Origin of the sequence: Actinophytocola gossypii, from assembly GCF_025165815.1 — a bacterium.
Lineage (GTDB): Bacteria > Actinomycetota > Actinomycetes > Mycobacteriales > Pseudonocardiaceae > Actinophytocola > Actinophytocola gossypii.
In genome coordinates, this window is sequence record NZ_JAFFZE010000010.1 from 19170 (window position 1) to 40369 (window position 21200).

Below are 21200 nucleotides of genomic sequence, written 5' to 3' on the forward strand. Positions count from 1 at the left end.
CGGCGGTTCCGGTTTTCCGGGGATCACGTTTCCGGCATCAGCACCGAGTCGATCAGGTAGACGGTGGCGTTGGCGGTCCGCACGCCGCCGCAGACGACATTGGCGTCGTTGACCTTGAGGTTGTCGCCCACACCGGTGACGTCGACGATGCCGCCCTGGACGGTGGTCTGCTCGCCGACGACCGCGTCGGGGGCGAGCCGGGATTGGTCCCTAGCCGAGATTCTTCTCGGCGACGACCTCCAGCCGCAGCGACAGCCGTCGTCCGGTCATTCCCCGCATCGCGGTGATACCGAACTCGTAGCGGTCGACAACCGCGGTCGCGACCACCCGCAGACGCGATTCGTCGCTTCGCACCTCTTCCAGGTGAAGGTCGATCGGGCGGCTGACGTCACGCACCGTCAACGTTCCGTGCAGCACCCAGCGCCCGTCGACCTGCTCGGCCTCGGTCGAGACGAACGTGAAGTACGGGTGCCGCTCCGCGTCGAGGTAGGTGCCGGAGCGCACCATCCGGTCCCGGGTGGCGTTCCCGGTGTCGACGCTGCCGGCCGCGACCGTCGCCCGCACCGCCGACCCGTCGACCGGGTCCGCCACGTCGATGTGCCCCTCGTGCGGCGCGAACGTGCCGCGCACGGTGTCCAGTCCGAACATGTGCCTGGTGGTGAACGAGATCCTGGACGCGCCGGCGTCGACCCGGTACGCACCGGCGACGGGGAGCTGGACCGCGGTGGTCATGGCAGGGTTCCTTCCGTGGTGGCCGGGCGTCGCGCGACCCCGGCGATGTGCTGGACGACCCCGAGCGGACCGGGGCGCCCCCAACGACGCAGTTCGGTGACCTCGAACGCGGCGCGCGTGATGGCGGCCAGGCTGTCCCGGTCGGGCCGGCACCGGGCGCCGAACAGCCTGGTCACCGCTCCGAACGCCCGCTGCGCGCGCAGCGACCGGGACCCCTCCGCCGCGACGACGTGCTCGGCGAACACGTACCGCCCGCCCGGCCGCAGCACCCGGCGCACCTCGTCCACCGCGCGGGCGAGGTCCCCCACCGAGCAGAGCACGAACGTCCCGACGACCGCGTCGACCCGCCCGTCGCCCAATGCCAACCGCTCGGCGACGCCCGGCAGGACCAGCACCGGCCGCCCGAGCCGGTCGGCCCGGGCCCGCAGCCGGGACCGCCGGCGCGCGTTCGGCTCCACCCCCACCCAGTGCACGCCCGGGGCGTAGTGCGGCAGGTTCCGCCCCGCACCCGGCCCGATCTCGAGCACGGTGCCGCGCAGCGACCCCAGCACCGCCGCCGGGTCGAGCGGATCGTCGGTCATCGTCATGGCCCCAGTATCGGCACGATCGACACGCCGCCGCGTCGGTCCCGAGTCGGCGGTCGCCGCGACGACGGTCGCGGCCGGGTTCGACTTTGGTCGGTGTGCGGTTTCCGGCCGTCCCCGTACGCTCATGCACCGTGTACGGCTCGCTGACCTGCGGAACCAGGATGTCACTGCTCCTCGGCGTGGTGGCCGTGCTGGTCGGGGCCACCGCGTACGGCGAGTACGCCGCCGGGACGGTCGGCTGGGTCCTGGTCATGGAGCTGGTACTCGGCGCGGTCGGGATCGGCGTGCTGCCGTGGCTGTTCCGGCGGCCGGTACGGACCGCGCTGGCGCTCGCCGCGCTCGCCGCGGTCGCGCCCACCGCCACGCCGGTCGCCACGATCGGCACCCTGACCGTCTCGCGGGTGTGCCGGCTGCCGGTGGCGATCGGGGTCGCGGCCGCGGGCACCGCCGCACACGCCGTGCGCGGGCTGTGGCTGCCGATGGCTGGCCTGTCCTACGGCTGGTGGCTCGTCCTCGTGGTCGTCGCGCACGCCGCGCTCGTCGCGATCGGCGCGCTCAGCCAGACCCGCGCGGCGCTGATCGACTCCCTGCGCGAACGCGCCGAACGCGCCGAGGCCGAGCAGGGTCGGCGGGTGGCCGAGGCCAGGGCAGCCGAGCGGGCCGCGATCGCCAGGGAGATGCACGACGTGCTCGCCCACCGGCTCTCGCTGGTCGCGACGTACGCCGGCGCCATCGAGTACCGGCCGGACCTCCCGCCGGAGAAGCTGGCCACGGCCGCGGGCGTCGTGCGCGGCGGCGTCCACCAGGCCCTCGACGAGCTCCGCGACGTGATCACGCTGCTCAACGAGGACACCAGTGCGGCCGACAGCCCGCTGCCCGCCCTGGACGACCTGCCGGAGCTGGTCGAGGAGTCCCGCGCGATCGGCACCCCGGTCGACGTCCGCGACACCCGTCCCGAGGCGGAGCTGCCTGGACCGACCGGGCGCACCGCCTACCGCGTGCTGCAGGAGGCGCTGACCAACGCCCGCAAGCACGCCCCCGGCCAGGCGGTGACCGTCACCCTGGACGGGACGCCGGGCGGGCGGCTGCTGATCGAGGTGTGCAACCCGCTGCCGCCGGCACCCGCTCCGGCCGTGGTCCCGGGCGCGGGCAGCGGCCTGGTCGGCCTCACCGAGCGGGTGCGGCTGGCCGGCGGGCGGCTCGACCACCGGGCGACCGCGCGCGAGTTCCGGTTGTCGGCCTGGCTACCGTGGCCGGCATGACCATCCGCGTCCTGGTCGTCGACGACGACGCCCTCGTCCGCGCCGGCCTGACCATGATGCTCGACGGCGCCGAGGGCGTGGTGGTCGTCGGCGAGGCGGCCGACGGCGAGGCCGTGCCGGCCGCGCTGGACGCGCATCCGACCGACGTGGTGCTGATGGACCTGCGGATGCCGAAGGTCAACGGCCTGGTCGCCACCCGCCGGGTGCGGGCCCGCGCCGAGCCGCCCGAGGTGATCGTGCTGACCACGTTCGACACCGACGAGAACGTGCTCCGCGCCCTCCGCGCCGGCGCCAGCGGCTTCCTCCTCAAGGACTCCCCGCCGACACAGATCGCCGAAGCCGTGCGCCGGGTGGCGGCCGGTGAGCCGATCCTGTCCCCGCGGATCACCCGGCGCCTGATGGACCGCGCCGCCACCGAGGCCGGCGCGCACGAACGGGCCCGTGCCGCGCTGGCCCGGCTGAGCGAGCGCGAACACGAGGTCGCCGTCGCCGTCGGTCACGGCCACACCAACGCCGAGATCGCCGCGACCCTGCACCTGAGCGTCGCCACGGTGAAGGCTCACATCACCCGCATCCTCACCAAGCTCGAACTGGGCAACCGCACCCAGATCGCCCTGCTCACGCACGACGCGGGCCTCTGCTGACCGCGTCTAGCGCAGTCCGGCCCGTTCGGCGACGGTGATCAGCAGCTCCGGGTCGTCGGTGATCAGGCCGTCGACGCCGAGGGCGATGACCCGCTCCATGGTGGCCTCGTCGTTCACCGTGTACGGGACGACCTCGAGGCCGTACCGGCGCTGGAGCTCCGCCACCGAGGGACCGTGGTAGTACGCCGGGTCCTGGCGCAGGTACCAGTCCGGGTCGGCCACCCGGCCCTGGTCCGGGTCGTGCACCTGCCAGTTCGCCGACACCGTGTCGGCGCCGATCCGGCGGGTCAGCCGGCCGAGGTCGCGGTGGCGCCACCAGTCAAGGCCGCCGGTCCACGGGCTCGTGACGCTCGGGTCCCCGTACACCGCCCGCAGGGAGCACTCGTCGGCCAGCGACCGGCACTCTTCCGGGCCGTACTGCCACACCAGGGCGACGGTCTCGATCCGGCGGTCCAGCCGGCGCGCGAGGTCGATCGTGCGCCAGTCGAAGGACTGGATCGTCGCGCGGTCGGTCAGCCGCGCCGAGCGGATCGCCGACACCAGCTTCGCGGTGAACACGCGGTAATCGGCGGTGTCGTCGACCAGCGGGCTGATCTTCGTCTCGATGTTCAGCCGGACGTCGTCGCGGTCGCCGCGCCGCACCAGGTCGAACACCTCGCGCAGGGTCGGGATCCGCGCGCCGGGCACCGCCACCTGGTCGGGGAACTCCGGCAGCGTCTTCACCCCGCAGTCGAGCGTGCGGACCTGCCGCAGCGTCAGGTCGTGGATCAGGTCGCCGACGTAGGGGAAGTCCCGGTCGCCCGGCCACGCGGGCGCGGTGTCGACACAGTGCGACCCGTTGACCGCGCGGTCGTGCGTGACGACCAGGTGCCCGTCCCGGGTCACGCCGGTGTCGAGCTCCAGAGTGGACACTCCGGGCATGGCGAGCGCGTTGCGGAACGCGGCGAGGGTGTTCTCCGGCCGCACCGCCCGGCCGCCTCGGTGCGCCTGGATGTCGAACGGCGAGGCGTACTTCCCCGGCAGCCGGAACCGGTTCTCGGCGGCGACGCGGCGCAGCCGGTCCGGGTAGTCGGTGATGATGCCGTCCACGCCGTCGGCCACGAGCTTGCGCATGGTCGGCAGGTCGTTCACGGTCCAGGGCACGACCTCGATCCCGTTGCGGTGCGCGTGCCGGACCATGTCCCGGGTGACGTAGGGCCGGTAGTCCGGGTCGGTCACCGAGCCGCCCTGCGGGAAGCCGTGCACGGGCGAGAACGTGGTGGCGCCGAAGGACCTGATCGCGCGGATCGGGTCGCCGCCGAAGTCGTCGATGTCGATGCCGCCGAGCCACGGCGACGCACCCGGTTGGCCGGTCCGCAGGAAGTCGTAGTTGGTCAGGGCGACCAGTGGGAGCCGGGGCTCGACCTCGCGCATCCGCATCAGCGCGCCCCAGTCGAAGCTCTGGATGGTGACCCGGCGCAGGAACCCGGCCGCCCGCACCTCACGGGCGACGACCTGGACGAACTGCTCACGCGGCGCGGTCTCGTGCGGGGCGCCAGCCTCGACCTTGGTCTCGATGTTGAGCTCGACGTCGTCCGCTCGGTACCGCTCGACGAGCGCGAAGACCTCGCTCAGCAGCGGCATCCTGGAGCCGGGCGTGATCTCCTGCTCCGGCCGGTCGGCGAGCCGCTTGCTGCCGCAGTCGAGGGTGCGGACCTGGGCGAGGGTGAGGTCCTTGACGTAGTCGCCGACGTAGGGGAACTCGGGATCGCCCGGGGTGGCCGGCGCGGTGTCGACGCACTTGGTGCCCGCGACCACCCGATCGTGGGTGACCACGGCCTGGCCGTCCTCGGTGATCTGCACGTCCAGCTCCAGCGTGGACACCCCGACGCGCAGGGCGTTGCCGAACGAGCTCAGCGTGCTCTCCGAGCGCAGGCCGAGCCCGCCTCGGTGCGCCTGGACGTCGAACTCCGCGTGGTGCCCCCGGCCGGGGTGGGCGGCGGAGTGGGCGGCGGCCGGCGTTGCGGCGACCAGCGGCGCCAGGACCGAGACGACCAGCGCGGCGGTCGCCAACCGTGGACCGGGTGTTCTGCTCATGGGCCGCATTCTGACGCCGAACCGGTGCCGGCCGGGAGGCGCACGAGGTGAACAACGCGTGTACCGGGCCGGTGCGTTTACCCTGGGGACATCCGCCATGCGTGCGGAGTTCATCCCGCACGGGCGGAAGGGGTTCGGTTTGCGGTACCGGAGATACGTCGCGCTCGGTGACAGCTGCGCGGAGGGCCTGGACGACCCGTACCCGGACGGCAGCGGCTACCGGGGCTTCGCCGACCTCGCCGCCGCGCGGCTGGCGGAGCGCGCGCCGAGTCTGGAGTACGCGAATCTGGCGGTCCGGGGGCGTCGGCTCGACCAGATCCTGGCCGAGCAGGTGCCGCTGGCGACGTCGTTGCGCCCCGATCTGGTGACCCTCTTCGGTGGCGGCAACGACGTGCTGCAGGGCCGGTGGGAGACCCGGGCGGTGGCGGAGGCACTGGACGATGCGGTGCGCGCGCTGGCCGAGGCCGCGGCGACGGTGGTGCTGTTCACGCTGACCGACATCACCGGCCGCCTGCCCGGCCTGCGACGGCTGGCCCCGAGGGTGGCGCTGCTCAACCGGATGATCGTGGGAACCGCCGCGCGGCACGGTGCCGTGCTGGTCGACCTGCGCGGAGACGTGGCGGCGGGCGACGGCCGGTACTTCGGCGGCGACCGGCTGCACCTGAGCGAGCTGGGTCACCGGCGGGTGGCGGCGCACCTGCTGCGGGCGCTGGACATCCCGCCGGCGGAGAACTGGCTGGCGCCGCTGCCGCCGGTGGTCCGCGAGCCGTACTGGCGGCTGGCCGCCCGGGAGTGGACGTGGCTGCGTCACCACGTGTTCCCCGCGGTCCACGGCACGGTGCGCAACCGCCTGATCGGGCGTCAGCCGGGCGACGGCTTCGTGCCGAAGCGCCCGGAACCGGCCCGGGTCACCACGGGCGGATAGGTCAGGCCTCCCGGGGGCGGCGGGGCGCGGCGACGCGGATGACGCTGTCCTCGCCGATCTGGCGGACGTCGGGGTGCTCGGTCTCGTTGCACCAGTGGCCGTCCTCGCCGAGGTAGCGGAACCGCACGTCGGTGCCCTCCGGCACGATCACCGCGACCGACCGGGTGCCGTTGCTGCGCGGCCGCAGCTCGTGCTGGCCGGGTCGCCAGTCGTTGAAGTCGCCGACAACGCTCACCCGTCCCCGCGGGGTGTCCGGACGCAGGACGAACGTCAGACGCAGCCCACCGGTGTTGTCGCGGTCGATCCGAAGCATGACTCGAGGTGTTCCTTTCACACTGGTTGTTGGTCACAGGATGGCGGACGCGAGCCGGCTCCGCGATTCGACGCGGTCCGATGTTGAATGGGGGCATGGATCTTCGCGTGATGATCGAGCCTCAGCAGGGCGCCACCTACGACACCCAGCTGCGGCTGGCGCGGGCGGCCGAGGAGCTGGGGTTCAGCGGCTTCTTCCGGTCCGACCACTACCTGACGATGAGCGGTGACGGGCTGCCCGGCCCGACCGACGCCTGGGTGACCCTCGGCGGGCTGGCCCGGGAGACGTCGAGCATCCGGCTGGGCACGCTGCTCACGGCCGGCACCTTCCGGCTTCCCGGCGTGCTCGCGATCCAGGTCGCCCAGGTCGACCAGATGTCCGGCGGGCGCATCGAGCTGGGGCTCGGCGCGGGTTGGTTCGAGGCCGAGCACACCGCCTACGGGATCCCCTTCCCGGCCAGGCGGCTCGCCCGGCTGGCCGAGCAGTTGGAGATCGTCACCGGGCTGCTGGCCACGCCGCCCGGGTCGACCTACAGCTTCGCCGGCGAGTTCTACTCGCTGACCGACTCCCCCGCCCTGCCGAAGCCGGTGCAGTCACCCGTTCCGGTGATCGTCGGCGGGCACGGCAAGTCCAAGACGCCGGAGCTGGCGGCCCGGTACGCGGACGAGTTCAACATGCCGTTCGCGTCCGTCGAGGACAGCGCCGCCCAGTTCGGGCGCGTGCGCGAGGCGCTGGCGGCCCGGGAGCGGTCGGAGATCGTGCTCTCCAACGCCGTGGTGGCCTGTGTCGGCAAGGACGACGCGGAGGTCGCGCGGCGGGCGGCGGCGATCGGCCGCGAGGTCGACGAGCTGAAGGCCAACGGCGCGGCCGGGTCGCCCGCGGAGGCGGTGGACAAGCTCGGCCGCTACGCCGAGGCCGGCGCCTCCCGCGCCTACCTGCAGATCCTGGACCTCGACGACCTGGACCACCTGGAACTGATCGCCTCGGCCGTCCGCCCCCAGCTGTAGGTCACGGCGGGTCAGGACGCCGGCAGGGTGAGGGTGACCTGGGCGCCGCCGGTGTCGGCGTTGGCTAGGTCGAGGCGGGCGCCGAGGACCTTCGCCTGGGCCAGTGCGATCGTCAGGCCGAGGCCGTGCCCGCCACCCCGCTCGCTGCTCGCGGTGCGGAACCGGGACGGGCCGTCGCGGAGCAGCTCGTCGGGGAAGCCGGGGCCGTGGTCGCGCACCCGCACCACCAGGCCGTCGACCTCGACGGTCACCGGGGACTCGCCGTGCCGGTCCGCGTTCACCAGGAGGTTCACCAGCACTCGCTCCAGCCGGCGCGGATCGGTGCGCGCCTGTTCCTCGGCCAGTACCCGCACCTCCGCGTCCTGGCTGACCGCCGGCACGCGCCTGCGCACGAAGTCGGCCAGCGACAGCTCCACCAGCTCCGCCCGTTCCGTCGCGGTGTCCAGCCGGGCGACCTCCAGGATGTCCTCGACCAGGGACCGCAGCACCCGCACCCGGTCGCGCACCAGCTCGGCCGGGCGGGACGGCGGCAGCAGCTCCGCCGCGGTCACCAGACCGGTCACCGGCGTGCGCAGCTCGTGCGCGATGTCGGCGGTCACCCGCTGCTCGGCGGCCAGGCGTTCGCGCAGCGCCAGCGCCATCTCGTCCACCGCCTCGGCCAGCTCGGTGGTCTCGTCGCGCGGACGTGATCCGATCGTGTCGCCGACCGTCGTGTCGGCGTCGCCGTCGGCCACCCGGCGCGCGGCCACCGCGGCCCGGCGCAGGCGGCGGGACAGCGGCCCGCCGAGGACCACACCGAGCACCGACCCGAGCACCAGCACCCCGGACGAGCCGATGATCAGCACGTTGTCCAGCTGGGCCAGCGCCTCGTCCCGGTCCCGGTACGAGCTGCGCAGCGACAGCACCCGGCCACCGGTCTCCGCCGCCGCCCAGATCCACGCGCCGTCGGTCCCCCGTTCGAGGTACGTCGCCCGCTTGCCGCCGCGGACCGCCGCGCGCAGCTGTGCCGGCACCCGCGACGAGTCCAGCTCGCTGCCCAGCGCCACCCGCCCGGTCAACCCGTAGTCGCGCACCACCAGCTGGATCCGCTCGTCCTGCACCCTGCGCGCGTCGGCCAGCTGCACCCGGCTGAACTCCGCCCGCACCAGCAGGCTCAGCGCCACCGCCACCACCGCGCTGACCACCGCGATCACCGCGGACAGCCGCCAGCGCAGGCTCTGCGGGAACAGCCTCACGGACCCGTCCGCAGCTTGTAGCCGAACCCGCGCACGGTCTCGATCAGCTCCTGGCCGATCTTGGCTCGCAGCCGCTGCACGTGCACGTCCACCACCCGCGAGTCGCCGCCCCACTGGTAGTCCCACACCTGCTCGAGCAGCACGTCCCTGGTCAGCACGGTGCCGGGCGAGTCGACGAAACACAGCAGCAGCCGCAGCTCGGTCGGGGTCAGCTCCACCGGGCTCCCGGCCAGCCGCACCTCCAGCGCCGACCGGTCGACCTCGAGCGCGCCGAACGCCCGGACCGAGTCCGTTGCGGCGGGCGCCGCCGCCCGGCCCATCCGCCGCACCACCGCCCGGATCCGCGCCACCAGCACCGTGCTGTCGAACGGCTTGGTGACGTAGTCGTCCGCACCCGCCTCCAGGCCGAGCACCACGTCGATCGGGTCGGCCCGTGCCGACATCATGATCACCGGGGTCTGGCCCTCCTCCCGGATCTGCCGGCACAGGCTGACGCCGTTCATGCCGGGCAGCATCAGGTCGAGCAGCGCGACGTCCGGGTTCCGCGCGCGGTAGTCCGCCAGCCCGGTCAGCCCGTCGGCGGCCGCGGTCACCGTGAAGCCGTTGCGTTCCAGCGCGAGCTGGGTCGCCTCGCGGATCACGGCGTCGTCCTCCACCAGCAGGACGCGCAGGTCGCTCACAGTTCCGCCTCCCCGGAATCAACCCTGTTGGTCGCGTTGGGCCGTTCGGGTTCGGCTCGGTCACGTACTTGTGGCCGGTTTGCGTCACGTTCTCCTGAGGTGACGGTTCCGGAGGTGGTCATCGGTCGGTCTCCACGAAGCCGGTTCCGTTCCAGGTGTAGAAGGTGATCCGCTGGTCGGTCGGGCAGCACAGCTCGTCCTCGGCGAGGTAGCGGCTGGCGGTCGCCACCAACCGGTTCCCCCGGTCCACCAGCAGCTCCACCCCGTTCTCCAGCGCCAGCAACCGCGTCGGCGGGTCGGCGGACAGGTCGTAGACGTAGCCGGCGAGCCCGATGCCGGAGGTCTCGGACGGCATCGGCACCTGACCCCAATGGCACGGCAACACGGTAGCCACGAGCTCCACGACGCCGTCCCGGGTGAGGTCGGCGTACCGGTCGACCACCGGGTAGCTGCCGCCCTCGCACGGCACCAACAGGGACTTGATCTTCTCCGGGACCGCGGGATCGGCCCGCAGCACCGCGACCGCGTCCACCGACTCCGGTGTGCCGCTGGGCAGCGGGGGCACGACCGGCGGCGGCTCGACCTGGCTGGCCTGCCCGGCGACCTCGACCCCGCCGGTCGTCGCGCACCCGGCCGCGCCGAGCAGCACGGCGCAGCACAGCACCGCGACCAGCCGACGCATCCGACCTCCTTCACCCGTTCGGACCCAAGCAGACCACGTCCCGCCGGCCGCGGCCACACGCCCCCGAGGTGCCGTTACCGGGCCGCGGGGGATCCGCCGGGCGGCTGTTACACGACCGTCGCTGGCCGGGCGGAAAAGATCCATAGCGTCGCCGGCGGGAAAGAGTTCCTCGAGGGGGGTCCGCATGCCGAACCGGCGACACCTGGCCACGGTCGTGCTCGCGCTGCTCGTCGGCGCGGCGGTCGTGATCGTGCCCGACATCGGGTCCGGCATCGGGTCCGCACCGCCCGACACGGCGAAGCCGGCCGCCGCGACGGAACGGTCGACCGCGCCGCCCGAACCGAGGCGGGCGCCCCGGCGCACTCCCCCGCCGCCGGCGACCCTGGTGTACAAGGTCGACACCAGCGACCCGGTCGTCTTCCTGACCATCGACGACGGCACCGTGCGCGACCCCGCGCTGATCACCGAGCTGAAGCGCAACGGCATCCCGCCGACGCTGTTCCTCACCCGCACGTACGCCGACCAGGACCCCGCGTACTTCCGGCGGCTGCGGGACAGGACCGGCGGCTCGATCCAGAACCACTCCGCCACCCACGCGAACCTGCTCGGCCGAGCGCTCGCCGCGCAGCGCGCCGAGATCGGGCCGGTGTCCGACCACTACGCCGAGGTGTTCGGCGAGCGGCCGACGCTGTTCCGCGCGCCCTACGGCAACAGCGACGCCACGACCCTGCGCGCGGCCGCCGACGCTGGCGCGAAGTACGTCGTGCACTGGGGTTCGGAGGTGCGCGACGGGCAGCTCGTGTTCGCCGGGCCGCACGAGTTCCGGCCCGGCTCGATCGTGCTCATGCACTTCACCCAGAACTTCCGCGCCGACATCGCGGCGTTCGTCGTGCAGGCCAAGCAGGACGGGCTGACCCCCGCCCTGCTGTCCGACTACCTGAAGTGAGGTCACCATGTCCGCACGGCGCGCGCTGACCTGGGCGGGACGCGGGGTGGCCGGTCTGGTCTCGGCCGCCCTGCTCGCCGGGATCGGGTTCGGCTGGGCGACCTACCGGGACGCGGTGGACGACCTGGTCACCGACGACGTGATCGTCGCCGACCCGTCGGCGCCGGACCCCGGGCCGCCAGCACCCGACGCGCCGCGCACCGACCAGACGATCCTGCTGGTCGGGATCGACAGCCGCACCGACACCCACGGCGACCCGCTGCCGCAGCACGTGCTCGACCACCTGCACGCCGGCGACGCGACCGGGGTGCGGAACACCGACACGATGATCGTCGTGCACGTGCCGGCCGACCCGGACCGCACCGCGTTCGCCGTGTCGCTGCCCCGTGACTCCTATGTGGACATAGCGGGCGGGTTCGGGCGGCACAAGCTGAACTCGGCCTATGCCAGGGCGATGAACGCGAAGGCGGACGAGCTGCGGGCCTCCGGGGCGGCGGAGGCCGTGGTGGAGCGGAAATCGCGGACGGCGGGGCGGCGGAACCTGATCGCCACGGTGAACGCGCTCACCGGCCTGCGGGTGAACCACTACGCGGAGATCAACCTGTACGGGTTCAGCGAGATCACCAAGGCGGTCGGCGGGGTGCCGGTGTGCCTGACCGCGCCGGTCGACGACGAGTTCTCCGGGGCCGAGTTCCCCGCCGGGCACCAGCTGCTGGCCGGCGTCGACGCGCTGAAGTTCGTGCGGCAGCGGCACGGGCTGCCGAACGGGGACCTCGACCGGGTGCGCCGGCAGCAGGCGTTCCTGGCCGGGCTGGCGAACCGGATGTTCTCCGCCGGCACGCTGACCGACCCGGCGCGGGTGACGGCACTGGTGGACGCGCTGACCCGCTCGGTGGTGCTGGACGAGGACTGGGACCTGCTGGGGTTCGCGCAGCAGGTGGCGGACCTGAGCGGCGACCGGCTGGAGTTCTCCACGATCCCGACCGGGCGGTCGAACCTGGAGACGCCGTACGACGGGAGCGCGGTGGAGGTGGACCCGGAGGAGGTCCGGGCGTACTTCGCCGCGCTGCTCGGTGATCAGCCGGCCAAGGGGAAGCCGGGCGGCGACGGGCGGGCGCCGGTGCGCGAGCCGCTGGCCGAGGACCGCTACGGGATCACCACGCCCGCGGGCCAGGGCGACGAGGGTGACGAGGAACCGATCACGGCGGACGGGGTGCCCTGTGTCAACTGAGCGGTCAACTGGGCGTTGGGGTCTGCCGTGGTGGGCCGTCGCGCTCGGCGCGACCGGGCTGGCCGCCGTCGGCGGATGGCTGGGTGGTCGCTGGTTCCCCGTCGCCGTGGCGGCCGCGTGCGTACTCGCGGCCCTGGTGGTGCGGCCGGACGGGTATTTCACGGTGGTCGTGCAGCCGCCGGTGGTGACCGGGGTGGTGGTGGCCGGCACGGTACTGCTCGGCAGGCCCGCGCTCAGCGCGGCTGTCGACGTGTCGGCCACCTTCCCGTACCTGCTCGCCACCATGGTCGCGGTGGGCCTGGTCGTGCTGGCCCGGGTGCTCCACGCGCGGCGTCGAGTGCACTGAAGGTCAGGGCATGCGGACGACCATCTTGCCGGTGTTGGCGCCGCGGAGCATGCCGAGGAACGCGTCGACCGCGGCGTCCAGGCCGCCGTCCACCACGGTCTCCTCGGCCACCAGGTCACCGGCGGCCAGCCAGGCGCCCAGTTCGCGGGCCATCTCGGGGAAGCGGCTGGCGTGGTCGCTGACGATGAACCCGCGCAGCGTCAGCCGCTTGCCGACGGCCAGGCCGATGTTGCGCGGACCTGGCGGCGGCTTGGCCTGGTTGTACTGCGAGATCGACCCGCACAGTGCCACCCGGCCGTAGTCGTTCATCGCGGTGATCGCCGCCTCCAGGTGGTCGCCGCCGACGTTGTCGAAGTACACGTCGATGCCGTCCGGGGCCGCGGCGGCGAGCTGCCGGTACAGGTCGCCGTCCCGGTAGTCGAACGCCGCGTCGAAGCCGAGCTTGTCGGTCAGCAGCGCGACCTTCTCGGCCGAGCCGGCGCTGCCGACCACCCGCGCGGCGCCGCGCAACCGGGCGATCTGACCGGCGATGCTGCCCACCGCGCCCGCCGCGCCCGAGACGAACACCGTGTCGCCCTCGCGCATCGACGCCATCTCCAACAGGCCGACGTAGGCGGTCAGGCCGGTCGAGCCGAGCGCGCCGAGGTAGTGCGACACCGGCACCCCCTCGATCGGCTCCAGCCGGCGCGGGCGGTCGACCAGCGCGTGCTCGCGCCAGCCGAGCCGGTGCAGCACCAGGTCGCCGGGCGCCAGACCGTCCACACGGGACTCCACGACCTCGCCGATCGCGCCGCCGTCGAGCGGCTCGCCGACCTGGAACGGCGGCACGTAGGACTTGACGTCGTTCATCCGGGGCCGCATGTACGGGTCGACCGACATGTACACGTTGCGCACCAGCGCCTGGCCGTCGGCGGGCGCCGGCAGGTCGCGGTCGACCACGGCGAAGTTCGCCTCCGTCGGCCAGCCGTCCGGGCGGGACGCCAGGTGGATCTCGCGGGTGGCGACCATCAGGCGACCCGGACCGTCACGTCGATGTTGCCCCGCGTGGCGTTGGAGTACGGGCACACCTGGTGCGCGGCGTCGGCGAGCTTGCGCGCGGTGTCCTGGTCGACCTCGGGGATGCTGACGACCAGCTCCACCGACAGGCCGAAGCCCTCCCCCACCTTGCCGATGCCGACCTCGGCGGTCACCGACGAGTCGGCGAGCCGCAGCTTCTCCCGGCGGGCCACCCCGTGCAGCGCGCTGTGGAAGCAGGCCGCGTACCCGGCGGCGAACAGCTGCTCGGGGTTGGTGCCGGAGCCGCCAGCGCCGCCGAGCCCCTCCGGCATGCTCAGGTCGGCCGACAGCACGCCGTCGTCGGACTCGACGTGGCCGGCGCGGCCGGAGCCGGTCGAGGTGGCCTTGGCGGTGTAGAGCGTGGACATGCGTGTTCCCTTCTACGGTTGGTCTGGGTCGAGCCGCGAGGAGCCGACCGCCTCGGTGAGCCGGACCAGGTCGCGGCGCAGCGACCGGAGCTCGTGCGAGGTGAGGCCGGTGGCGGCGGAGACCTTGCGCGGCACGGTCGTCGCCCGCGAGCGGAGGGACCGGCCGGCGTCGGTGAGGTGGACCTCGACCGAGCGCTCGTCGGCGGCCAGCCGCCTGCGGGTCACCAGGTTCGCGGTCTCCAGGCGTTTGAGCAGCGGCGAGAGCGTGCCGGAGTCCAGCTCCAGCCGTCTGCCGAGTTCCTTGACGGTGGTGGGGCCGTGCTCCCAGAGCACGAGCATCACCAGGTACTGCGGGTAGGTCAGGCCGAGCGCGTCGAGCAGCGGGCGGTACAGCTGGGTGACCGCGCGGGACGCGGCGTACAGCGCGAAGCACACCTGCCGGTCCAGCTCCAGGTCGTCCGCCATGCCGCCACCTCCTGGCCCCGACCCTAGCCCGAATTCGATTGTGCGCAACTCGATCGTGCGCGATCAGAGCGGAACAGTGATAACGATCTCGTCCCACCGGGTTGGCACCTTAGGCAAGCCTTCCTTAACGTACTGGCGTGCTTCCCACCTCCGGCTCCGGCGACAGCGTCGTCGCGCACCAGGTCGACGTCGCCTACGGCCGCGACGTCGTCGTGCACGCGGCGTCGCTCTCGTTCGACGCGGGCACGGTCACCGCCCTGATCGGGCCGAACGGCAGCGGCAAGTCCACCCTGCTGCGGGCCGTGGCCAGGCTGCACCCGCCGAAGTCGGGCACGGTGACCTTCGCCGACGGCGAGGACCTGCGGCTGCTCGGCGGCCGCGACCTGGCCAAGCGGATCGCCATGCTCTCCCAGAACCGCACCGCGCCGGGCGGCCTGAGCGTGCGCGAGCTGGTCGAGTTCGGCCGCCACCCGCACCGCTCCCGCTGGGGCGGCCGCGACGCCGACGGGGCCGCCGCGGTCGAACGCGCGCTCCAGCTCACCGGGCTCACCCCGCTCGCCGACCGGCCGGTGCAGGCGCTGTCCGGCGGGCAGGCGCAGCGGGTCTGGCTGGCCAGCTGCCTCGCCCAGCGGACCGGGCTGCTGCTGCTCGACGAGCCCACCAACCACCTCGACCTGCGGTTCCAGGTCGAGATCCTGGACGTCGTCCGGCACCTGGCCGATGCCGAGGGGGTCGGCATCGGCCTGGTGCTGCACGACCTCGACCAGGCCGCCGCGGTCGCCGACCGCGTGCTGCTGCTCGAGGAGGGCCGGGTGACCGCGGACGGCCCGCCCGACGACGTGCTCACCACCGAGAACCTCAGCCGCGCCTACGGCATCCGGGTGGACGTGCACCGGGACCCCGTCGACGGGCGCATCCACACCCGCGCGGTCGGCCGCTACAACGACCCGGCGCTGCGCGCCTGACAAGGAGAAGAAGACCCCGATGCGCAAGATCATCGTGTCCGGCCTCGCCGTCCTGGCGCTGGCCGCGTGCGGCACGACCGAGGACCCGACGGCCGCCGACGAGACCGCGCCGTCCTCCGGTGAGCGGATCACCGTGACCGACTCGCGCGGCAAGGAGGTCGTGCTCGACGGCCCGGCGGAGCGGGTCGCCGCGACCGAGTGGAACGCCGTCGAGCACCTGGTGTCGCTCGGCGTGATGCCGGTCGGCGTGTCCGACATCAAGGGCTACGGCCAGTGGGTCAGCTCCGAGCCGCTGGACGACACCCCGACCGACATCGGCACCCGCGGCGAGCCGAGCATGGACACCCTCGCCCAGCTGGACCTGGACCTGGTCGTGGTCACCGACTCGCTGGTCGAGGGCGCGCTGGAGCAGATCGAGAAGGACACCCCGGTCATCGTGCTGACCGGCGGCGACTCGGCCGACCCCATCGGCGCGATGTGGGAGAACGTCGACATCCTGGCGGAGGCCACCGGCACCGAGGACCGGGCGGCCGAGCTGCGGTCGGACTGGGACACGAAGGTCGCCGACGGCAGGGCCGCGATCGCCGAGGCCGGTGCGGACGGCTCGAAGGTCGCGTTCTCCGACGCCTACGCGGACTCCGGCTCGGTGAGCATCCGCCCGTTCACCAGCGGCTCGCTGATCGGCGGCGTGCTCGCCGAGCTCGGGTTCGAGAACGCGTGGTCGATGGAGGGCGACGCGGTGTACGGGCTGGCGCAGGCCGACGTCGAGGGCCTGACGAACCTCCCCGACGACGTGCGGTTCTGGTACATCGCGAACAGCGCGGAGGGCGACCCGTACGCCGACCAGCTCGCCGACAACGCGATCTGGCGGAACCTGCCGTTCGTCAAGGCCGGCACCGTGCACCGCTTCCCGGACTCGATCTGGATGTTCGGCGGCCCCACCTCGATGGCCCAGCTGATCGACGCCGCTGTCGACGCGGTGAGCTGACCCGCCAGTGACCGCCCTGCTCACCCCCACCGAGGCGCCGGCGCCCACCCCGGCGCCGCCCCGGCGCGGCCGGCTGTTCCTGCTGGTCGTCACGCTGGCCGCGGCGTTCGGGGTGCTCGCGCTGGTGCACCTCACGCAGGGCACGTCCTCGGTCGGTGCCGGTGACGTGCTCGGCCTGCTGGTCGGCGCGTCCGGCGACGGCACCGTCGACGTGGTCGTCGAGGCGCGCCTACCCCGGCTGCTGGTGGGGGTGGTGGTCGGGGTCGCGCTCGGGGTCGCCGGCGCGGCGCTGCAGTCGGTGACGCGGAACATCGTGGCGTCCCCGGACACGCTCGCGGTGAACGCGGGCGCGCACCTGGGGATCGTCGCGTTCGCCGCGTTCGGGGTGTCGCTGCCGCTGCTCGGGGCGGCCGGGGTGGCGTTCCTCGGCGGGCTCGGCGCGGCGGCGCTGGTGCTGGTGCTGTCCGGCGCCGGCGGCAACGGCTCCGCGCGCCTGGTGCTGGCCGGCACGGCGATCACGCTGGCGCTGGTCGCGATGACGACGGCGCTGCTGGTGCTGTTCACCGAGGAGACGCAGGGCCTGTACGCGTGGGGACAGGGCTCGCTGGACCAGAACGGCCTGGACGGTGTGCTGACGTTCGCGCCGCTGGTCGGGGCCGTGCTGCTGGCGCTGTTGGTGCTGGCCCGGCGGCTGGACCTGGTGTACGTCGGCGACGACCACGCCAGGGCGCTCGGTGTCGCGGTCAACCGGGTGCGGGTGGCCGCGGTCGTGATGGCGGTGCTGATGGCGGCGTCGGCCGTGGTGCTGGCCGGCCCGGTCGGGTTCCTCGGGCTGTCCGCACCCGCGCTGGTGCGGCTGTTGGCGGCCGGCGTGCCCGGCCTGCACCGGCACGCCGCGCTGCTGCCGGTGTCCGGCGCGATGGGTGCCGTGCTGCTGATCGGCGCGGACGTGCTGCTGCGCGCGCTGGTCGGCTCGCAGAGCGCGCTCGACGTGCCGACCGGCGTCGTGACGACGATCATCGGCATGATCTTCGTGGTGGGGCTGGCCAGGACGCTGCGCGTGTCCGGGTCCGGCGGCGAGCCACCCGCGGCCGGGGTGCGGACCGGGGTGAGCCGCGTCCGGTACCTGGTCCTGCTCACGGTCCTCGTCGCCGTGGCGCTCGGCGTCGTCGTCGCCGGCGTCCTGCTCGGCGACGCGAAGCTGCTGATGGGCGACCTGGTCAACTGGGTGAGCGGCCAGGCGGGCCCCATCGTGTCCGGCGTGATGGACAACCGCGTGCCTCGCGTGGTCGCCGCCGTCCTGGCCGGCGCGGCGCTGGCGCTCGCCGGCGTGGTCACCCAGAACGTTAGCCGCAACCCTCTGGCGGAGCCCGGGATCCTCGGTGTCACCGGCGGCGCGGGCGTCGGCGCGATCGTGATCATCACGCTGGTGCCGATGTCCGGGTTCTGGCTGCAGGCCGCCGCGGCCGGGGTGGGTGCCGGCGTGGCCGCGACCCTGGTGTTCGTGTCGGCCGCCAGGCGCGGTTTCGCCAGCGACAACCTGGTACTGATCGGCTTCGGGGTCTATGCGGGAACGAACGCCCTGGTAGCCCTGCTGATCACGCTCACCGACCCGTGGAACGAGGCGAAGGCGCTGACCTGGCTGGCCGGGTCGACGTACGGCCGGACGTTCGAGCACCTGGTCCCGATGATGATCGCGATCGCGGTCGTGGTGCCCCTGCTGTGGTACCTGCGCGCGGCGCTCGACCTGCTGTCCCTGGACGAGGAAACCCCGCGCCTACTCGGGATCGGGGTGCCCAGAACCAGGCTCCTGCTCATGGTCTGCGCGGTCGCCCTCACCGCGACGGCGGTGGCCGGGATCGGGGTGGTCGCGTTCGTCGGCCTGGTGGCCCCGCACGCGGCCCGCGCCATGGTCGGCCGCCGCTCCGCCCGGGTCCTGCCGGTGGCGGCCCTGCTCGGCGCCACCCTGGTCTGCCTGGCCGACGTGGTCGGCCGCACCGTGATCGCCCCCGCCCAACTCCCCGCCGGCCTGGTCACCGCGATCGTCGGCACCCCGTACTTCGTCTGGCTCCTCTACCGCCGCCGCGCCTGAGCCGAGTCCTTGACGTGGTTCAGCACCTCGCCGAACTCCGGCGTTCGACGGGCGGCTCCCGCTCCGGTTCGCCGCCGACCGACGTGACCACGCTCCCGCCCCGGTACGTCACACGGATCGGCGCCGTGGGCGCGGCCCCCGTCGGCCGACGGATCCGGCGGGTCGTCAGGAGTTCAGGGCGCGCCGGTAGAACTCCTCGGCCCTGGTCGGCTCCACACCGGGATAGCGGTCGTTGTCGAGCCGGTCGAAGCTCGCCTTCCCGGTGTTCATGACCCAGGCGTACTGCAGGGCGAGGTAGTCGAACACGTTGGTGGAGCCCGCTTTGCGCCGCTCGATCTCCGCCTTGAGGTCGTCGAGGCCGCCGAGCCTGCGCGGTTCGAGCCTTCGTCCCGAGGCGCGTTCCAGGGTCTGGTGCAGTCCTCTTGTGGTCAGGATGTCGGCCGCCACTCGCACGGTGGGTCCGGGTGTGGGGTCGAGGGCGACCTCGGCGGTCCACTCGGCGGTGTCGGCGTAACTGGTGAACTCGATGGGCTGGTCGCCGTCGCCCCAGTAGCTGAACGTGCCGGCTTCCCAGTCGACGTGTTCGAAGTAGGGCTGGTGCACGACGTCGAGGAAGGCGCCGGGGAGTACCGACGTGACCGCCACCGGGCTCTCGCCGAAGGCCTTGTGGGCCTCCAGGCGGAGGTTGGAGTAGGCGTTGTCGTCCGGGTCCAGCCGGAACAGGTCGTAGGAGAAGTCCGAGGGGATGAAGCGAGCGACCCCGGCCTTCTCGGCGGCGCGGAGCAGGTTCACCTGGCCGTCGACGATGACGTCCGCGTCCCCCAGGACGGCGGAGATCACGACGCCGACCCCGTCCAGCGTTCGGCCGAGGCTGTCGACGGAGTCGCGGATGTCCCCTTCCACGACCTCGACGCCTGGGCGGCCGTCGAGTGCCTGGCGGCCCTCGGCGTTGCCCGGCCTGACGAGGGCGCGGACCTGGACGTCCCGGCGTCGCAGACTCTCGACGATCAGACCACCGAGGGTGCCGGTGGCCCCGGCCACGAATGCGATCGGCATGGGCGCTCCTTGGTATGAGTGGTTCACACCAGGAACGAACTATCTGCCTGCGCAGACAAATTTCCGGTTGTGACGTGACTCACGGCCGGGGCCGCCGCTGGTGCCCGGGATCAGTACGTGGCGTCCTCGTCCTCGGGGGCGATCCGTGCCCAGACGGCGGCCAGGTTGCGCAGGTCGTCGTCGTCGAGCCGGTCGAAGAAGAGCTTGCGCAGGTCGCGGTACTGCTGCTGCCAGGCCTTGCGCAACAGCGCCCGCCCCTCTCGGGTCAGGACCGCCTCGAAGCCGCGGCCGTCGACGGCCGAGCGCCGCCGCTCGATCGCGCCGCGGCTCTCCAACCGGTCGGCGAGCCGGGTGAACCCACCCGTGGACATCACCCGGCGCTTGGCGAGGTCCGACATCCGCATGCCCTTGGGACCGGCCTCGCCGAGCAGTGCCAGGACGCTGTACTCGGCCATGCTCACGCCCAGCGGGGCGAGACCGGCCTCGATCTCGCGCCAGATCCGGTCGTGCGCGAACAGGAACCCCCGCCAGGCCTCGTCCTCGAGCTCACTCAACCGCATGGTCGCCATGCCCGGGAAACGTGACTGCACAGACAGGTATTCCAGGCGTCACCGCCGTCGAGCACCCGGCGCCGGCTGTCCCCCGCACGCACGTCAGCTCACGTCCTGTTCGACCAGCTCCCGCACGACCAGGACGAACGCCTCCACCAGCGGGTTGACCGAGTCACGCGGCCAGGCGAGGGCGATGCGCAGCGGCTCGACGTCGGTGATCGGCAGCCAGGCGAGGTCGGGGTGCCGGTAGTACTCGGCCATCGACGCCGCCCTCGCCCGCCTGGCCAGTGCGCCGCCGCCGGTGACGCGAACCCGAACCGCAGGACGTTGCCCTCGGCCGCCGCGGTGGTGCGGACCAGGCGGGTCGTGTGCTGCCAGTCGGCCAGGTGACGGCGAGCGGCGGACACCAACTGCTCCCCCGCCGCGTCGAGTCGGACGTCCGCGACCTCGTGGCCGCGTGCGTGCGCCGACACGGCGGGCTCGACATCGCGATCAACAACGCGGGCATCGAGAGCCCCCGCGCGGTCCGCCTGCACGAGCAGACGCTCGCCGACATGGAGGCCGTGTGGCGTACCAACGCGGCCGACGTCTTCCTCGCCATGAAGTACGAACTGCCGAGGATGCTCGTGCGGGGCGGCGGCGTCATCGTGAACACCGCGTCGGTGTCGGCGGAGGTCGGATGGGCCACCATCGCGCCGTACAACGCGAGCAAGCGCGCGGTGGCCTCGCTCACCAAGGCCGCGGGCCTCGAGTACGCGGCCGACAACATCTGGGTGAACGCGCTCGCTCCCGGCGCGGTCGACACGCCGATGCTGCGGCGCGCGGCCGAGGCGTTCGGCGTGACCTACGAGCAGATCGCGCAGGACTACCCGATCAGGCGAATCGTCCACGCCGACGAGATCGCCCGGGTCGTCATGTTCCTCGCCTCGGCCGACGCGAGCGCGGTGGTCGGCCACGACCTCGACGCCACCGGCGGCTACCTCGCCGGTTAGC

The 21200-nt window shown here is 73.2% G+C and carries 25 protein-coding genes and 1 pseudogene; 11 read left to right on the forward strand and 15 right to left on the reverse strand.

Going from position 1 to position 21200, the window contains the following annotated elements; all coding sequences use genetic code 11:
* Positions 1–23 precede the first annotated feature (23 nt).
* From JT362_RS11310 to JT362_RS11320, 3 genes are read right to left on the reverse strand one after another with little or no spacing between them, the layout of a single operon-like run.
* Positions 24–221 (reverse strand): fasciclin domain-containing protein, encoded by a 198-nt coding sequence (locus tag JT362_RS11310; protein WP_311202700.1) that lies wholly within the window; start codon positions 219–221, stop codon positions 24–26.
* Positions 211–732: a YceI family protein gene (locus JT362_RS11315; RefSeq protein ID WP_260191078.1), complete on the reverse strand. Its 522-nt coding sequence runs from the start codon at positions 730–732 to the stop codon at positions 211–213. Before JT362_RS11315 ends, JT362_RS11310 begins: the two co-directional genes overlap by 11 nt.
* Positions 729–1319 carry a class I SAM-dependent methyltransferase gene (locus JT362_RS11320; protein WP_260191079.1) on the reverse strand — a complete coding sequence of 197 codons (591 nt, stop codon included), beginning with the start codon at positions 1317–1319 and terminating at the stop codon, positions 729–731. The genes JT362_RS11315 and JT362_RS11320 overlap by 4 nt, the downstream gene beginning before the upstream one ends.
* 131 nt (positions 1320–1450) lie before the next feature.
* On the opposite strand from JT362_RS11320, the gene JT362_RS11325 reads away from it, so the two are divergent.
* Positions 1451–2581: a sensor histidine kinase gene (locus JT362_RS11325; protein ID WP_260191080.1), complete on the forward strand. Its 1131-nt coding sequence runs from the start codon at positions 1451–1453 to the stop codon at positions 2579–2581.
* Positions 2569–3225 carry a response regulator transcription factor gene (locus JT362_RS11330; protein ID WP_260191081.1) on the forward strand — a complete coding sequence of 219 codons (657 nt, stop codon included), beginning with the start codon at positions 2569–2571 and terminating at the stop codon, positions 3223–3225. Before JT362_RS11325 ends, JT362_RS11330 begins: the two co-directional genes overlap by 13 nt.
* Before the next feature lie 6 nt (positions 3226–3231).
* On the opposite strand, the gene JT362_RS11335 is transcribed toward JT362_RS11330, so the two are convergent.
* Positions 3232–4248, reverse strand: coding sequence for a glycerophosphodiester phosphodiesterase family protein (locus tag JT362_RS11335; protein ID WP_260191408.1), 1017 nt, complete (start codon positions 4246–4248; stop codon positions 3232–3234).
* Positions 4234–5301: pseudogene (locus tag JT362_RS11340) on the reverse strand (glycerophosphodiester phosphodiesterase family protein); the annotation flags it as partial. The pseudogene JT362_RS11340 and the gene JT362_RS11335, both read right to left, overlap by 15 nt.
* A gap of 97 nt (positions 5302–5398) precedes the next feature.
* Between JT362_RS11340 and JT362_RS11345 the strand changes: the two are divergent.
* Complete coding sequence (locus JT362_RS11345; RefSeq protein WP_446014129.1) at positions 5399–6226, forward strand: SGNH/GDSL hydrolase family protein; 828 nt, start codon at positions 5399–5401, stop codon at positions 6224–6226.
* 1 nt (position 6227) lies between these two features.
* Here the strand turns inward: JT362_RS11345 and JT362_RS11350 are convergent, their stop codons facing one another.
* Entirely contained in the window at positions 6228–6539 is a 312-nt protein-coding gene (locus JT362_RS11350) for an early set domain-containing protein (RefSeq protein WP_260191082.1), read from the reverse strand.
* A gap of 95 nt (positions 6540–6634) precedes the next feature.
* Here JT362_RS11350 and JT362_RS11355 point away from each other — a divergent pair, with 95 nt between their 5' ends.
* On the forward strand, positions 6635–7546 hold the full coding sequence (locus tag JT362_RS11355; protein ID WP_260191083.1) for an LLM class F420-dependent oxidoreductase: 912 nt from the start codon (positions 6635–6637) through the stop codon (positions 7544–7546).
* Between the two features lie 11 nt (positions 7547–7557).
* Here the strand turns inward: JT362_RS11355 and JT362_RS11360 are convergent, their stop codons facing one another.
* The 3 genes from JT362_RS11360 to JT362_RS11370 all read right to left on the reverse strand — a co-directional run bounded on the left by JT362_RS11360 (position 7558) and on the right by JT362_RS11370 (position 10143).
* Positions 7558–8781 carry a sensor histidine kinase gene (locus JT362_RS11360; RefSeq protein WP_260191084.1) on the reverse strand — a complete coding sequence of 408 codons (1224 nt, stop codon included), beginning with the start codon at positions 8779–8781 and terminating at the stop codon, positions 7558–7560.
* Positions 8778–9461, reverse strand: a complete 684-nt coding sequence (gene cseB, locus JT362_RS11365; protein WP_260191085.1) for a two-component system response regulator CseB — start codon at positions 9459–9461, stop codon at positions 8778–8780. The genes JT362_RS11360 and cseB overlap by 4 nt, the downstream gene beginning before the upstream one ends.
* Positions 9462–9579: 118 nt before the next feature.
* On the reverse strand, positions 9580–10143 hold the full coding sequence (locus JT362_RS11370) for a hypothetical protein (RefSeq protein ID WP_260191086.1): 564 nt from the start codon (positions 10141–10143) through the stop codon (positions 9580–9582).
* Positions 10144–10327: 184 nt separating this feature from the next.
* Between JT362_RS11370 and JT362_RS11375 the strand changes: the two genes are divergently transcribed.
* Genes JT362_RS11375 through JT362_RS11385 form a run of 3 tightly spaced genes read left to right on the forward strand, consistent with a single transcriptional unit; the run spans position 10328 to position 12666 of the window.
* Positions 10328–11089, forward strand: a complete 762-nt coding sequence (locus JT362_RS11375) for a polysaccharide deacetylase family protein (RefSeq protein ID WP_260191087.1) — start codon at positions 10328–10330, stop codon at positions 11087–11089.
* A gap of 7 nt (positions 11090–11096) precedes the next feature.
* A complete protein-coding gene (locus JT362_RS11380) occupies positions 11097–12320 on the forward strand; it encodes an LCP family protein (protein WP_260191088.1) in 1224 nt (407 codons plus the stop codon).
* A complete protein-coding gene (locus tag JT362_RS11385; RefSeq protein ID WP_260191089.1) occupies positions 12310–12666 on the forward strand; it encodes a DUF6542 domain-containing protein in 357 nt (118 codons plus the stop codon). The genes JT362_RS11380 and JT362_RS11385 overlap by 11 nt, the downstream gene beginning before the upstream one ends.
* Positions 12667–12669: 3 nt before the next feature.
* Here JT362_RS11385 and JT362_RS11390 read toward each other — a convergent pair whose 3' ends face one another.
* From JT362_RS11390 to JT362_RS11400, 3 genes are read right to left on the reverse strand one after another with little or no spacing between them, the layout of a single operon-like run.
* Positions 12670–13674: an NADP-dependent oxidoreductase gene (locus JT362_RS11390; protein ID WP_260191090.1), complete on the reverse strand. Its 1005-nt coding sequence runs from the start codon at positions 13672–13674 to the stop codon at positions 12670–12672.
* The gene (locus JT362_RS11395) at positions 13674–14090 is read right to left on the reverse strand and encodes an organic hydroperoxide resistance protein (protein ID WP_260191091.1); all 417 of its coding nucleotides are present in this window, start codon (positions 14088–14090) and stop codon (positions 13674–13676) included. Before JT362_RS11395 ends, JT362_RS11390 begins: the two co-directional genes overlap by 1 nt.
* Positions 14091–14102: 12 nt before the next feature.
* Positions 14103–14555 carry a MarR family winged helix-turn-helix transcriptional regulator gene (locus JT362_RS11400; RefSeq protein WP_260191092.1) on the reverse strand — a complete coding sequence of 151 codons (453 nt, stop codon included), beginning with the start codon at positions 14553–14555 and terminating at the stop codon, positions 14103–14105.
* A 137-nt stretch (positions 14556–14692) separates the two neighbouring features.
* On the opposite strand from JT362_RS11400, the gene JT362_RS11405 reads away from it, so the two are divergent.
* Genes JT362_RS11405 through JT362_RS11415 form a run of 3 tightly spaced genes read left to right on the forward strand, consistent with a single transcriptional unit; the run spans position 14693 to position 18600 of the window.
* A complete protein-coding gene (locus JT362_RS11405) occupies positions 14693–15520 on the forward strand; it encodes an ABC transporter ATP-binding protein (RefSeq protein WP_311202691.1) in 828 nt (275 codons plus the stop codon).
* Positions 15521–15539: 19 nt separating this feature from the next.
* Entirely contained in the window at positions 15540–16508 is a 969-nt protein-coding gene (locus tag JT362_RS11410) for an ABC transporter substrate-binding protein (RefSeq protein WP_260191093.1), read from the forward strand.
* A gap of 7 nt (positions 16509–16515) precedes the next feature.
* Complete coding sequence (locus JT362_RS11415; RefSeq protein WP_260191094.1) at positions 16516–18600, forward strand: iron ABC transporter permease; 2085 nt, start codon at positions 16516–16518, stop codon at positions 18598–18600.
* A 165-nt stretch (positions 18601–18765) separates the two neighbouring features.
* Here the strand turns inward: JT362_RS11415 and JT362_RS11420 are convergent, their stop codons facing one another.
* The 3 genes from JT362_RS11420 to JT362_RS11430 all read right to left on the reverse strand — a co-directional run bounded on the left by JT362_RS11420 (position 18766) and on the right by JT362_RS11430 (position 20468).
* The gene (locus JT362_RS11420) at positions 18766–19656 is read right to left on the reverse strand and encodes an NmrA family NAD(P)-binding protein (RefSeq protein WP_260191095.1); all 891 of its coding nucleotides are present in this window, start codon (positions 19654–19656) and stop codon (positions 18766–18768) included.
* Between the two features lie 110 nt (positions 19657–19766).
* Positions 19767–20225: a MarR family winged helix-turn-helix transcriptional regulator gene (locus JT362_RS11425; RefSeq protein ID WP_260191096.1), complete on the reverse strand. Its 459-nt coding sequence runs from the start codon at positions 20223–20225 to the stop codon at positions 19767–19769.
* Positions 20226–20309: 84 nt separating this feature from the next.
* Positions 20310–20468 (reverse strand): hypothetical protein, encoded by a 159-nt coding sequence (locus JT362_RS11430; RefSeq protein WP_260191097.1) that lies wholly within the window; start codon positions 20466–20468, stop codon positions 20310–20312.
* Between the two features lie 107 nt (positions 20469–20575).
* Between JT362_RS11430 and JT362_RS11435 the strand changes: the two genes are divergently transcribed.
* Positions 20576–21199, forward strand: a complete 624-nt coding sequence (locus JT362_RS11435) for an SDR family NAD(P)-dependent oxidoreductase (protein WP_260191098.1) — start codon at positions 20576–20578, stop codon at positions 21197–21199.
* Position 21200 lies beyond the last annotated feature (1 nt).